This window comes from uncultured Corynebacterium sp. (assembly GCF_945649885.1).
Taxonomy (GTDB): domain Bacteria; phylum Actinomycetota; class Actinomycetes; order Mycobacteriales; family Mycobacteriaceae; genus Corynebacterium.
Window position 1 is genome coordinate 1 of sequence record NZ_CALZFS010000090.1, and the last position, 12,023, is coordinate 12,023.

Annotated in this window: 15 protein-coding genes; 8 read left to right on the forward strand and 7 right to left on the reverse strand. The window is 58.4% G+C overall.

What is annotated here, in order from left to right:
- The first annotated feature begins 213 nt into the window (after positions 1-213).
- Together Q0M74_RS09935 and Q0M74_RS09940 are read left to right on the forward strand one after the other, a co-directional pair.
- Positions 214-1,371 (forward strand): hypothetical protein, encoded by a 1,158-nt coding sequence (locus tag Q0M74_RS09935; RefSeq protein WP_293953956.1) that lies wholly within the window; start codon positions 214-216, stop codon positions 1,369-1,371.
- Between the two features lie 5 nt (positions 1,372-1,376).
- Positions 1,377-2,513 carry an aromatic amino acid lyase gene (locus Q0M74_RS09940; RefSeq protein WP_293953958.1) on the forward strand — a complete coding sequence of 379 codons (1,137 nt, stop codon included), beginning with the start codon at positions 1,377-1,379 and terminating at the stop codon, positions 2,511-2,513.
- Here the strand turns inward: Q0M74_RS09940 and Q0M74_RS09945 are convergent.
- Positions 2,510-2,737, reverse strand: a complete 228-nt coding sequence (locus Q0M74_RS09945; RefSeq protein ID WP_293953960.1) for a hypothetical protein — start codon at positions 2,735-2,737, stop codon at positions 2,510-2,512. The two genes, Q0M74_RS09940 and Q0M74_RS09945, sit on opposite strands and share 4 nt — an antisense overlap.
- A 24-nt stretch (positions 2,738-2,761) precedes the next feature.
- Between Q0M74_RS09945 and Q0M74_RS09950 the strand changes: the two genes are divergently transcribed.
- The 5 genes from Q0M74_RS09950 to Q0M74_RS09970 all read left to right on the forward strand — a co-directional run bounded on the left by Q0M74_RS09950 (position 2,762) and on the right by Q0M74_RS09970 (position 5,834).
- A complete protein-coding gene (locus Q0M74_RS09950; protein WP_293953962.1) occupies positions 2,762-3,244 on the forward strand; it encodes a hypothetical protein in 483 nt (160 codons plus the stop codon).
- Positions 3,245-3,368: 124 nt separating this feature from the next.
- The gene (locus Q0M74_RS09955; RefSeq protein WP_293953964.1) at positions 3,369-4,289 is read left to right on the forward strand and encodes a hypothetical protein; all 921 of its coding nucleotides are present in this window, start codon (positions 3,369-3,371) and stop codon (positions 4,287-4,289) included.
- 78 nt (positions 4,290-4,367) lie between these two features.
- On the forward strand, positions 4,368-4,760 hold the full coding sequence (locus Q0M74_RS09960) for a GtrA family protein (RefSeq protein WP_293953984.1): 393 nt from the start codon (positions 4,368-4,370) through the stop codon (positions 4,758-4,760).
- Between the two features lie 34 nt (positions 4,761-4,794).
- Positions 4,795-5,202 carry a hypothetical protein gene (locus Q0M74_RS09965; RefSeq protein WP_293953966.1) on the forward strand — a complete coding sequence of 136 codons (408 nt, stop codon included), beginning with the start codon at positions 4,795-4,797 and terminating at the stop codon, positions 5,200-5,202.
- The gene (locus Q0M74_RS09970; protein ID WP_293953968.1) at positions 5,199-5,834 is read left to right on the forward strand and encodes an MOSC domain-containing protein; all 636 of its coding nucleotides are present in this window, start codon (positions 5,199-5,201) and stop codon (positions 5,832-5,834) included. Before Q0M74_RS09965 ends, Q0M74_RS09970 begins: the two co-directional genes overlap by 4 nt.
- On the opposite strand, the gene Q0M74_RS09975 is transcribed toward Q0M74_RS09970, so the two are convergent.
- The 5 genes from Q0M74_RS09975 to Q0M74_RS09995 all read right to left on the reverse strand — a co-directional run bounded on the left by Q0M74_RS09975 (position 5,831) and on the right by Q0M74_RS09995 (position 10,274).
- Positions 5,831-6,763: a glycosyltransferase gene (locus Q0M74_RS09975; protein WP_293953970.1), complete on the reverse strand. Its 933-nt coding sequence runs from the start codon at positions 6,761-6,763 to the stop codon at positions 5,831-5,833. The two genes, Q0M74_RS09970 and Q0M74_RS09975, sit on opposite strands and share 4 nt — an antisense overlap.
- Positions 6,764-6,766: 3 nt before the next feature.
- Positions 6,767-7,414: a helix-turn-helix domain-containing protein gene (locus Q0M74_RS09980; protein WP_293953972.1), complete on the reverse strand. Its 648-nt coding sequence runs from the start codon at positions 7,412-7,414 to the stop codon at positions 6,767-6,769.
- Positions 7,415-7,553: 139 nt separating this feature from the next.
- Positions 7,554-8,153, reverse strand: a complete 600-nt coding sequence (locus tag Q0M74_RS09985; protein ID WP_293953974.1) for a VOC family protein — start codon at positions 8,151-8,153, stop codon at positions 7,554-7,556.
- A gap of 387 nt (positions 8,154-8,540) precedes the next feature.
- The gene (locus Q0M74_RS09990) at positions 8,541-9,362 is read right to left on the reverse strand and encodes an ABC transporter ATP-binding protein (protein WP_293953976.1); all 822 of its coding nucleotides are present in this window, start codon (positions 9,360-9,362) and stop codon (positions 8,541-8,543) included.
- Positions 9,363-9,377: 15 nt separating this feature from the next.
- Positions 9,378-10,274 carry an ABC transporter permease gene (locus tag Q0M74_RS09995; protein ID WP_293953978.1) on the reverse strand — a complete coding sequence of 299 codons (897 nt, stop codon included), beginning with the start codon at positions 10,272-10,274 and terminating at the stop codon, positions 9,378-9,380.
- Positions 10,275-10,420: 146 nt separating this feature from the next.
- Between Q0M74_RS09995 and Q0M74_RS10000 the strand changes: the two genes are divergently transcribed.
- Positions 10,421-11,596 (forward strand): aminotransferase class V-fold PLP-dependent enzyme, encoded by a 1,176-nt coding sequence (locus Q0M74_RS10000; protein ID WP_293953980.1) that lies wholly within the window; start codon positions 10,421-10,423, stop codon positions 11,594-11,596.
- A 6-nt stretch (positions 11,597-11,602) separates the two neighbouring features.
- On the opposite strand, the gene Q0M74_RS10005 is transcribed toward Q0M74_RS10000, so the two are convergent.
- A partial coding sequence (locus Q0M74_RS10005; protein WP_293953982.1) for a zinc-binding dehydrogenase occupies positions 11,603-12,023 on the reverse strand: 421 nt, incomplete at its 5' end.

Consider the following 12,023-nt stretch of genomic DNA (forward strand, 5'->3'; position numbering starts at 1 on the left):
CAGCCGGTCAGTTTTTTGGCTTCTAGTGGAAGGGCTCCGGGGGCACCGGCCGAAGAACCGGTGCTGGACATGCCGTTAGAACTGTTCATCGGGTACCAAGGTTACCCCTGAAACGCCTCGGTGCGCTGTAACCGTAAGTCTTTAGACGTGCACATCACACTCCCGGGAAAACTCCAGCGGTATGAATCGACAGACGTTAGCCTAATGATTCATATGCAAACGAGAAGAAATGGGAAGTTGGTAGAGGTGCGAAGTATTGTCCTCGTTGCTCCAGTCAGGTCTGCTGTTTATAACGGTGAACGCTACAAAAACATCGAGATCCTCAGTCCTGATGACCAATTCGTGGATCGGGATACTCAGCATTCCGCGCTAACTGCTCCTGAAGCCACTGTCATTCCCATTGTGGGGATTCGGGAAGTGGAGGATACTGATTTCAACCTCGACTCCGTCATCCACTTCAATCATTGTGGTGAGGACTTTGTGGCTGCTCTGGTTACTGCCTACCATGACTTTGCTGACAGGGCCGGTGTCGTGGAGTTGGAAAGCGCCACGTTCGCACTGATGCAGAAGCTGATTTTTGAGATTGGGGAGGAATTGGATCTAAAGCTCGGATCACCGCGGTGGGTCAACCGGACGATGGTAACCCATGACAAACAGGATCCAGCCCTGTGCTACTGGTTTCAAGACAATACAGAGATGGAGTTTCGACCGCTTGGGGATGGTTCCGTCGAAGTGGTAGCAGGTTGGGGTAATAATGCGTTGTGGCTTTCGCCGGGGAGTGAGATCCCGGAGCAAGTGTGGGTGGGGTTAGTTTTGGCCCAGTTCGTGTGGTCATATGCCGGGGATATCGAAAAATATTCGCTGGAGATCCTGCAGCAAGTTCAGCTCATTGATCCCAGTAAACAGGGACACTTGCTGCGGGCGGTGGTGGATCTGCATTATGAGTTGGCTGTTCAATCGGTATTCTATGAACGTCTCGAGGTGGAGGCGGACCCACTTTCCCGGGGTATCGCCAAAGATCTTCTCAGTGCGTGGTCCTACGAGAAAGTTCTGGGGAATATCGAGGCGCGCATCAACCGACTTGAGCACATTCTCACCGCTCGATCTGAGTTACTCAGACGGTCCTCGTCGGTAAAGATGGAGCGCATTCTATTCGCCGTGACCATGACCACCATCGTGTCTCTGGTTCTTAGTTTCATTCAGACTTCCTTCTCGGGAGCGGCGCGGGATGCTCCCGGCGGACCGACGATGGATTTCTTCCGGGGTGCGAACCTGGATTGGATTTTCCTCATCTCTCTCATCGTCTGTGCGGTACTTTCCTATCTTGTTCTGAAGAGATCCGGACAAATTCGCAGTCCCCTGGAAAAATAGACGACATGCATAGAATTACAATCACAGACCTCCTCAATGGGCTTGAGAGAAATCGCCCATTCCAATTCGAAAACCTAGCCCGGGCACGAATTATCCATGAACGTAATTTGATCAACGATTTCTTGGATGCGGGAGGGCATGCCTACGGTTTTTCGACTTTTTTCGGACACCTGGATGTACATGCAATTAGGCCAGAGGACTCTCTCGATCTGCTCAAGGCACATCTGGTCGGTAGCCCCACGCCACTCAGTGATAGTCAATCACGTGCAATCACGCTGATTAAGCTATGCCAGTTGGGGCAGGGAGGATCTGGACTCAGCCCAGAAACTTTTGATGTGGTGCTCAGCGCAGTGAATACTGAGATCTCGATTGACCTAGACGCTTCCTACGGCAGCGGAGATGTGGTGCCGGGAGCCTGGTGGGTGCGGTCGGTTCTTGGTGAATTTCCGGACCTTGAACGCGGTGACCTGATCGCCCTCATCAACGGTAGTTTCATTCCCGAGGGTCTTCTTCTATCCGCAGTGAACCCGTTAAACACGGCTTTCTCAGCGATCCGGCGATCCGCAGGTAAAGCCCAAGAATTCCTGCAGAAAAGAGTGGACCAGGGAGTCCAGTTGCCTGTTTCTTTGAGGGATATTGCTCCCTTGGAGAAGGAATTGAGTGATGGCTTGGGCCAGCTCATGTGGTCGATTGAAGAGTCTGCTAACCGTCAATCCTTTAATCCAACCTTTACGTTCGAAGGACCTGAGGGAGCCAACGGTGAAACGACCGTGTCCGTTGTCAGTAACAGCTCCTTCCTCAATTTTGAGTGTCTTGCTGCAGTGCGGCGAGTGGGTGTGAGTATGTCTGTGGCTGCAGGTTATGCGTTGGCGATGATTAAGCATCTGAGCAGCACACTTGAAACTGAGTCAAACATCAACCATGGTGTCGAATGGGTTCAGGTGCCTAAGGTTGCCACCTCGTATTACGACAACCTCATGGATACCCTTACCTTTTCTGGATCCACAGCGCAGTGGGCTTCCGGGGGTACCGAAGATATTTCGGATTTTCTGTTGGCGGAGGCGCAGAAGGTTCAGCGGGCCGTCAGCTTATTGGAGAAACTGGTTCATTTGTTGGATCAGTGCGTGGATTCGATTGGCTAAAGGTCCATGATCTCCCGCATCTCAGCGGGCAGTTCCTCCTGGGAGGTGATGGTGGGCCCGTCGTAGAGGCGCAGCAGCTCATACACCCGGGAGCGGTCCACGCTGTCGAGCAGCGGGAGTTCCTGGGCGATGAGACGGGTCATGAAATCATCGAGGGGCAGGTGGGTGCGTTCCGCCGCGATGTGGACGGGTGCATCCTGCTTCTTCTTGAAAATGCCGAACATGTTCACAAGGGTACTCTGAACGCCATGGATAGTTCGATGAGAGCCCAGGCAGCAGCCGGTTCGGTGCTGATCGGTACGGGCGTTGCACTGACTGATTATGTGGAATCACCGGTGCGCCGGGCGCTGGCCTATATGGGTTTGATGGGGGCCGGGGTAGGTGTGATTGCCCTGACCACCCATGAGGAAGGCAACCGTTATATCTTCGGTGATGATTCCCGCCTGCTCACTGATCAACTCCGCCAGGAAATCGGGGATCTCGGGGTCACCACTCCGGGACCTGCTTCGGACCGGGGTGCGCTTGCCCAGCATGGTCTGCTGCTGACCGGGTTGTTCGTGGCTGCCTTCCTCATCTTCCTGGTCTTGTCCATTCGAGTGGATATGGCGTTCACCAAGTGGATCACCACACACCTGCGCAAACGGGGTGTGGGCAGGCCCTACACGGTGGTCGGCATCATTTATGCAGCTCTGACCTATGCCACCTTCGAAATAGACACCCGCACGCGTTAGCCGGACCCCTGTTCCACAGTGGGGCAACGGGGGCGGGATGGGCGTCGATAAGCGCCGTGTAAGTGCTATGTAAACACAGTCCCCTCCCTGCACGGGCATGGAACATGTGGCTACGCTGGGGCCCATGCCCAGTAATCTTGCCCACGACAACGTCATCTCCCTGGCGTCCGCGCGTGCGCAACGGGGCGGACACGATGGTAGAAAAAATCAGGATTCCACCCCTGCGCCTGACACCCCGCAGCACACGCTTCTCCTACACGCCAGCAACATCCAGGCCAGTCAGGAGGTCCACCGCCAGCTCGGCATTGATGCCTCCGTGCCCCTGTCAGAACTGCACGGGGTGCTTGATGTGGTCTTCGGAACCAGCCACCAGTCCCCCTGGTTCTTCACCGATGCTCACGGCCATAAACTTGATCCCACGACCTGTGCCGGCCATGTGCTGGGAACCGATGACACCATCCTCTATGTGTGGGGCCTGTGGCATTTCGAGTTGCACTGCTTCGACACCTGCCCACGTGACACCGGCACCCCACGTGCCCTGTGTATCGGCGGTTCTGGCGGTTTCGCCATCGATTTCGACCAGGCCGCCATCAACGCCGAACTCACCGGCACCGACACCATCCGCTCCGTGCTCAGCCACGTGCGCCCCGAGGTGGTCGATCTGGTTGACCGCACCGGCGTCTTCGATTTCATCCCACTGCTCCAAGCGCTGGAACTCCACCGCGAGACGCTTCTCAGCGCCCCCACCACCCGCACCTGCCGGACCCTGCCCCGGGAGCACGGCGCCGAAGCCAGCGACGCCTTCTGGTCCTGCATCCTCGCCCTCTCCTGCCTCGGCGACACCGAGCTTTTCATGGAGGTGATCACCTCCACGATGGCTGCCCTGGGATGGGTCGCTGATGACGGTTCCGAACTGGGGGCAGATGCCATCACCGCAGCATGTGCGGAATCCCTGGGACTGTTGTCAGAGATCCACGCCTATGGTGATGACCTCCTGGCCCCTGTGGAACGCCTGGACATCTACCGCGCACTCCTGCGGGCGTAGTGGTATTTTCTCCCCACGGGACTAATGTGTAGCCCTGTGTCAGAGAATCAAACAACCACTGCGGCCCCTGTTGAGCGGATGGGTCTGGGCACCCAGGCCTTCCGGTTCATCGTCACCGGCGGCATTGCCGCAGTTGTGGACCTCGGTCTCCTCGCCCTCTTTCAGCTGGTCTTCGGCCTGCCCGTCCCCGCAGCCCGCACGATCTCCTTCATCGCAGGCACCACCACCGCCTACATGATCAACCGTCGCTGGACCTTCCAGGCGGATAAATCCACCGGCCGTTTCGTGGCCGTGGTGGTCCTGTACGCCTTGACCTTCCTGGTGAACATCGGCCTGCAGACACTTTGCGACGCCCTCTTCCGCAGTTGGGACTGGCCCGAATCAGCCGCCATGGTGGTCGCCTTCGTGATCGCCCAGGGCACCGGCACCACCATCAACTTCATCATCCAGCGCACCATGATCTTCAAATAAGGGCATCCACCGGGCCTCTAGTAAGGTGACTGGCATGAAGAGCTGGAATATCACCATGATCACCGGACTCGTCGGCGTCCTCTACTTTGTTCTCATCTCCCTGGTCTTCGGGCCGATGGACCTGGTGATCGGCAATCAGATCGCCTTCATCCTGGTGAGCGTCCTGGCGATCATCGCCGCCGTGGCCAATGGCCGCGAAGCTGACAACCCCACCTGGCACACCTGGGTCGGACTGATCGGTGCCCTGCTGATCGCCCTACCGGGCGTGTCCTCCCTGGTGGCTAGTCTTCTGCTTCTCGCCGGTGACTCCATGGTCAACCTCGCCAGCAGTTTAGCCACCGTCGCAGCCATCGGCATGCTGATTCTCCTGCCGGTAGGCATCGTGATGTGCCTGGTGGCAGGCTTCTCCCGCTTCCACGCAGCCCGTAGGTTTGCGCTATGACCGGTGTTGTCCTCACCACCAACGTGGCTGTCTCCCAACCCGATCCCGGCGGGGCGGACCGCGTCAGCGGCATTGACAAACATCCCGTCGTCTCAGGCATTGAGGTCTTTGCACCCGGCCCGGATTATGGTGACGGTTCCGGCGTGCGCGGCGATGTGGTGGGTGATTCCCTCCACCACGGTGGCATGCACAAAGCCGTCTACGCCTTCGAACGTGAGCAGTTGGATTTTTGGGATCCCAGCTACCGCAACGGCTATTTCGGCGAAAACCTCACCACCACAGCCATTGACCTGTCTTCTGTGTTGATCAACCAACGTTTCCAGGTTGGCGGGGCCGTGCTGGAAGTCTCTGTTCCCCGCCGTCCCTGCCGCACCTTCGGAGCCTGGCTGGAACGCAGAGGATGGATGAAAACCTTCACCGCACACGGCCAAGCAGGAGCCTACTTCCGGGTGATCACACCAGGCCAGATCATGCCGGGTGCTGAACTGGTGGCACTGGATGAACCTGAGCATGGTGTGACCATGGGCATGGCCTTCCGTGCCAAGATGGGCGACAAAGAACTGGCGCGCCGGGTTGTTGATGCCGGCTGCCTGCCCGGGCGCTACCACGAGGAACTGGTGCGGCTTATTTAAGGCCTGTCGAACTTCTCCAGACGGCCCTGGCGGTGCAGCTTGAACCATTCCAGGAACTTCTTCGGATCTTTCTCCTGTACCAGGAAGAACCATGCGAAACGGGCGTATTCCTGCGGCAACAGCTTGCGCATTCCCGGTTGGCTCATCAGATAGCCACGGTTGCGGTAGGTGAAGAAACGCTTGAAATCATTATCGGGGTACTGCGTGTGCATGCGTCCGCCCAGGATCGGCTTGAACTCATCAGAGCCATCCGGGTGCAGATAAGCGGTGGTCAGACAGGTGCCGAAGGGGAGACCGGAGCGTACCAGGCGGCGGTGATATTCCACCTCATCGCCACGGATGAAGAGTCGGTAGTCCGGGACACCGATGCGTTCCATCGCATAGGCACTGATCAGTGCGCCATTAAAAAGCGAAGCGATGCCTGGGAGCAGGTCATCCTCAGGGTTCTCCGGATCGATCAGCTCGCTGCGGTAGCGGCGCCACTCCAGGCCGCGACGCAGCGGAAACGCCAGGCGCTCAGGGGTGTCAGCGTTGCATACCACGGGCGAAACCTGCTCGAGCTGGTGGCGGGAGGCGGCGTCGATAAGCGTCTTGAGCACCTCAGGGCCCTCCGGGCGGCCGTCATCATCCGCGCACCACACCGCGTCAGCACCCAAGGCCAGGGCAGTGAGGAAACCATAGGCGAAGCCTCCGCCACCACCCAGATTGGTGCGCGAGGGCGTATAAATCCCGCGCTCACCAGCGATGCTGTTGACCAGGGCCTCCACCGCCGGATCCGCCCCATTATCCACCACGATGATGTGTTTGACCGGGTACGTCTGCTTTGCGACGACCTCCAGCGAATACCGCAGCAGTTCAACGCGATTATGCGTCACGATCACCGCAGCAACATCACTGCCGTCATGGAGATGAGAAGGGGTTTTTGCCATGGCCTACATCTTGCCACGCGGGCTCGACCTCGACATGATTGAGCTGTTCAACGCTTTAGAGGCTCTGTAAAATTCCTGCTGGTTGAAGGTGAACCTCTTCGTGGTGGGTGCCGGCTCCGGAAGCTCATGGGCCGCCACATCCGTGCTGCCCACGCGCGCAAGCAGGCTCCGGTTGGGCTCTGTGACGAGATAATAGGCTGCGTGGTTGCGGAGTGCATCGGCGGTGCTGAAGAGATTGAAAGGACCATCAAACACCAGGGCGTTGAACCACACCAGGATGGACTGGGAACGGGTATTCTTCTTCATCCGACTAAGAGGATAGATCGCCGTGGCCTGCGGAAATACCTGGAGGATCGCAGTATTCCTGCGGGATGGCAGGGGCTTGCCGGGTTGCTTATGGGGAGTCAGTGCATCCAAGTCGATTTCTCGGGTGAAGACGATGCCACTGGGCGCAGAACCACCAGCAATGAGGAAGTCCACGCTCACATCAAAGAACTTCGCCAGGTTCCTGATGTGTTCAATATCCGGCGCACCCCGACCGGATTCCCACTTCGTCACCGCCTGGCGCGAGACCCCCATCTGCGCAGCCAACTGCGACTGCGTCAACCCAGCCCGCTGCCGACATTCCTTGATCCTCTGGTGAAGCATCATGTTCTTTTCTAAAAATCCATTGGGAATCCCAACTCTAGACAGCCCGCAACCTCCTGCGGCCACCGAAGACGGCTACAGGTGGTTGCGACGATGCTACGCCTGGTTGCCTCCGTGTTTATACAACTCAGAGGCTTGGTCTTTAGATATCCTGCAGGTTCACCAGCCCCTTGGGAGTATCCAGAATCAGTTCGAGGAAAGGCTCTCCCTCTTCAAAAACAATTGCTTCTGGCAAATTGTCGATGGCGGTTCCACCACGCACCATCAACTGCTTCAGAACAGCGAGCGGTTCCTCCACGGTCGAAGGATGATCAGAATCCAACCAGTCAATCGCAAAAGGCTCCGGTGCATAATCCATGCCTGGGGTGGGCTTGATCAGACGCCAGGACAAGGTGGTCCCATCAGGAGTCTGACGGCTCATGTCCTTGATCTCTGCGCTTGCTTGCTTAGCGAAGCTGTCCAGGTCATCGGGGCGTACGCACCATGCGGCGACACGTGGTTCTGTGGCCTTCGTGGAAGCCAGAGCGAAATTATCCTCCGTCAGCTTCTCCGCCTCCGGATCCGGGCCGATCAATTCAACGTAGGAACCCTCCGGTGTGGCCAGTGGCACCAACGCATTGGCAGAACCAACATCATGGCGTCCACCCTCCACCGGAGTGATACCGGTGAGCTCTATGAAACGGGTGACAAGTTCGTTGAGATCCGGGGCTGCAATGACAATGTGATCAAGGTGTGTGGTCATGGTCGCCATAGTAGGTGCAAAACCATACGGGTTAGTAGCCAGCACTGACCGTTTGGGAGGGAAGTTGGTATGGATATGCCTGTTGGGTGGGGTGAAGAGGCATAACCATACGGACTAGGCGGCGGAACCGACGGTTTCACACCTGAGTCGGTACGGTTTTGCACGTTGTGATGCTTGGGTGGTCACCGGGATGGGAAAACCATACGGGTTAGTAGCCAGCACTGACCGTTTGGGAGGGAAGTTGGTATGGATATGCCTGTTGGGTGGGGTGAAGAGGCATAACCATACGGACTAGGCGGCGGAACCGACGGTTTCACCCTCAAAACAGAAGGTGCCGGCCCCCCTTTCAACAAGGGGGGGGCCGGCACCTGCGATAGATTCTAAAAACTAAGCTTCCGGATCAACCGGGGCAATGCCGTTCTTTTCATCTTCCATCCGCTGCAGCAGGCGGCGGACGTGGTCGCCAGCACCTTTACCCTCGTAACTTTCCACAACATCGGGAACCAGGCCGGCTTCGCGGATTTCTCCGTGATCAACCCAGAGGGCGGTGTCGCACAGCTGGGCGAGGAAGTCGTTGGAGTGGGAGGCGAAGACGAGGATGCCGGAGCGTTCCACCAGTGCCTGGAGGCGGTCGCGGGCTTTGGCCATGAAGGCGGCGTCGACGGCGCCGATGCCTTCGTCGAGAAGCAGGATCTCGGGTTCGATGGAGGTGACCACGCCAAGTGCCAGGCGGATGCGCATGCCGGTGGAGTAGGTGCGCAGTGGCATGGAGAGGTATTCGCCGAGTTCGGTGAAGTCGGCGATTTCCTCCATTTTGTCTTTCATCTGTTTGCGGGTCTGGCCGAGGAAGAGGCCGCGGATGATGATGTTTTCGTAGCCGGAGATTTCCGGATCCATGCCCACACCGAGATCAAATACGGGGGCAACACGGCCGCGGATGTCGGCGGCGCCGCGGGTGGGTTCGTAGATGCCGGACAGTAGGCGCAGGAGGGTGGATTTTCCGGCACCGTTGTGGCCGACCAGCCCGACGCGGTCACCTTCCCGCAGGTGTAAATTAATATCCTTCAACGCTTCGACAACCACTACGTTGTCCTGGTTGCGTCCGATGGCTCCGCCGGCAGCGCCGAGGAAGGCCTTTTTCATGGAGCGGGATTTGGCGTCGAAGATGGGGAAGTCGACGCAGGCGTTGTATGTGTCAATGGAGACCATGTGTGAAGATTCCCCTTATACCCAGTAGCTGACGCGGAAGCGCCATTGTTTCATTGCGAGCATGGCCAGGATCAGTCCGCCGAAGGTGAAGCCGAGGACCACCCACCAGTGGTAGGCAGGAAGGTCGGCGCCGATCATAGGGGCGCGGACGATTTCCAGGTAGTGGTAGAGGGGGTTCAGCTCCGCCAGACGGGCACGGCCGCCCATTTCTTCACTGTGGTTCTGCAGGGTGGAGGTCATCCAGACGATCGGGGTGACGTAGAACAGCAGCTGTGTTCCGGCTTCCAGCAGTGGGGAGACATCGCGGTAGCGGGTGGCCACGATGCCGAAGAACATCGCCACCCACACGCCATTGAGGATCAGGAGGAACATTCCTGGGATCACCAGCAGCACGTCCCAGCCGAGGGGGCGGGGGAAGATGAGTATGAGGATCAGCCAGATGACCAGGTTGTGGGCCAGGAAGAGGGCTTGTTTCCACACCAGTCGGTAGACGTGCACCGACAGCGCTGAGGGGAGCTGTTTGATCAGCCCCTCATTGTCGATGAAGATATCTGCGCCTTCTTTGATACATCCGGAGATGAAATTCCACATGATCAGGCCCACGGTGACGTGGGGGAGGAATTCCGCCAGGGGGATTTTGAAGAGCACGGAGTACAGCAGCCCGAGGGCCAAGGCCATCACGCCGGTGGCGATGGTGATCCACAGCGGGCCGAGGACTGACCTGCGGTAACGCTGTTTGATGTCCTGCCAGCCGAGCTGCAGCCACAGTTCGTGCTGTGTGAAGCCACGGACGATGTCATCCCAGGCAGCCCGGAATGTCATGGACTGTGAGGGGGGCGCTGAGTCTTCCCTCACCACGGTCATTCTGGCGAGGTCTGCCTGTAGGTCTTTCTGCTGTGATTGTTCCTGCACAGTCAATACCCTAGCCGTCCGGTGGCGTGTGGAGGGTATCGGCGCTGGTGAATTCAGGGGGATTTGCTTGTCCGCTGGGTGGGGTAAAGTTGCCAGGGAGTAATTGTATTGTGGGGATTTTGGTTGTGTGGAAGGGAGCGCCGTTCATGGTTTTTGACGTAGCCAGGGTCCGAGGTCTTTATACCTCTCTGGGCGATGGTTGGACGTACCTGAACGCGCATCAGCTTCCGCAGGTTCCGGAGCGGGTGTCCTCTGGTGTGGCGTCTGCTTTCCGCATGCATGCGCAGATGCCTTTTGATGGTGGTGAGCCGTTTGCTGTGACGCAGTTGGAGCAGGCGCGTGCCACCATCGCGGGGATGGCCGGTGTGGAGCCAGGACAGGTGGTTCTGGGTCCGACACGGCATTATCTGACGCGGGTGTTGGCGCAGAGTTTGGGGTCGTTTGTGCGTCGTAAAGCGGGCGTGGTGCTCTCGCGGGCGGACAACGACTGGTTCACGCAACCTTTCACCAATCTGGATGCGACGGTGCGGTGGGCGGAGCCGGACCTGGGCACCGGCCAGCTGCCCGCGTGGCAGTACAAAGAGCTTATCGACGGCGCGACCCGCCTCGTCGTGCTCTCCGCCGCGCACCCCCTGCTGGGCACGGTCGCGCCGACGGCCCGCATCGTGGAAACAGTGCGTGCGAAATCACGTGCCTGGATCGTGGTGGATGCCTCCGCCTATGCCGCCTACCGTCCACTCGACCTGGAGGAGTGGCAGGCGGATATCGTCATGCTGGACATGGGTGAGCTCGGTGGCCCGCAAGTTTCTGCGATGATCTTCCGTGATTCCTCAATGTTCCCCCGTCTTGACCCTTCGGTGAAGCTGGAGCCGGATGTGAACTTCCTACCCCACGGCCTTTTCGGTGGTGTGCCGAACCTGGCCAAGCACCTAAGCGTTTTGGATGAGGATGCTTCCGATCTTGCCGGGGCCATGGCGTCCCTGAAAACTCATCAGAAGCATGTGCTGGACAATCTGATCGAATCTCTCCAGGGGTTGCCTGCTGTGCATATCATCGGTGTGTCCGGTGACGCCGCGGGTGAAGATGCTGCTGGTCTGGACCGAATTCCACGCCTGAGTTTCACCGTCCAAGATGTGCCCGCGGAGATGGTGCACCGCAGGCTCATGGACAATCACCTGGTCACCACGGTCAGCCCGAAAGATCCGCTGCTGGATGCCATGGGGGTCACCGAAGCCGGCGGTTCCATCACCCTTGGCCTCGGCCCCTTCAACACCACCTATGAGATCGACCAGCTGATCCGTGTGCTGGCCTCCCTGGCTTAGGGGTTTCTAGACTTCCAGGACCAGCTTGCCGGTCACCGTTCCATCCTGCAGTGCCTGCAGAGCCTCTGCAGCGTCTGCGAGGGGGAGTGTGCGGTCAATATGGTGGCTGATCTTGTTGCTGTCCAGCATCGGCCAGATGGTTTCTCGGGTCGCAGCGACGATGCGGGCCTTGTCCTCATCATCGCGTCCGCGCAGCGCAGTGGCGGAGACAGAGCCGCGCTTGGCCAGCAGCAGACCGAGATTGAGCTCACCCTTCACACCACCCTGCAGGCCGATGGTGACCATGTGGCCATCCTTGGCCAGGGCTTTCACGTTCTGGCCTAGGTACTTCGCGCCGATGATATCCAGGATCACATCAGCCTTGTTCTTGAGCACATCCGCGAAGTCCTCCTCCTTGTAATTGATGAGGATGTCCGCGCCCAGCTGC

Coding starts and splice junctions, on each gene's coding strand:
- Q0M74_RS09965 (WP_293953966.1), top strand. CDS start 4,795: ATGAAGAGCTGGAATATCACCATGATCACCGGACTCGTCGGCGTCCTC.
- Q0M74_RS09955 (WP_293953964.1), top strand. CDS start 3,369: ATGCCCAGTAATCTTGCCCACGACAACGTCATCTCCCTGGCGTCCGCG.
- Q0M74_RS09960 (WP_293953984.1), top strand. CDS start 4,368: ATGGGTCTGGGCACCCAGGCCTTCCGGTTCATCGTCACCGGCGGCATT.
- Q0M74_RS09945 (WP_293953960.1), bottom strand. CDS start 2,737: ATGTTCGGCATTTTCAAGAAGAAGCAGGATGCACCCGTCCACATCGCG.
- Q0M74_RS09985 (WP_293953974.1), bottom strand. CDS start 8,153: ATGACCACACACCTTGATCACATTGTCATTGCAGCCCCGGATCTCAAC.
- Q0M74_RS09950 (WP_293953962.1), top strand. CDS start 2,762: ATGGATAGTTCGATGAGAGCCCAGGCAGCAGCCGGTTCGGTGCTGATC.
- Q0M74_RS09970 (WP_293953968.1), top strand. CDS start 5,199: ATGACCGGTGTTGTCCTCACCACCAACGTGGCTGTCTCCCAACCCGAT.
- Q0M74_RS09980 (WP_293953972.1), bottom strand. CDS start 7,414: ATGATGCTTCACCAGAGGATCAAGGAATGTCGGCAGCGGGCTGGGTTG.
- Q0M74_RS09975 (WP_293953970.1), bottom strand. CDS start 6,763: ATGGCAAAAACCCCTTCTCATCTCCATGACGGCAGTGATGTTGCTGCG.
- Q0M74_RS09940 (WP_293953958.1), top strand. CDS start 1,377: ATGCATAGAATTACAATCACAGACCTCCTCAATGGGCTTGAGAGAAAT.
- Q0M74_RS09990 (WP_293953976.1), bottom strand. CDS start 9,362: ATGGTCTCCATTGACACATACAACGCCTGCGTCGACTTCCCCATCTTC.
- Q0M74_RS09935 (WP_293953956.1), top strand. CDS start 214: ATGCAAACGAGAAGAAATGGGAAGTTGGTAGAGGTGCGAAGTATTGTC.
- Q0M74_RS10000 (WP_293953980.1), top strand. CDS start 10,421: ATGGTTTTTGACGTAGCCAGGGTCCGAGGTCTTTATACCTCTCTGGGC.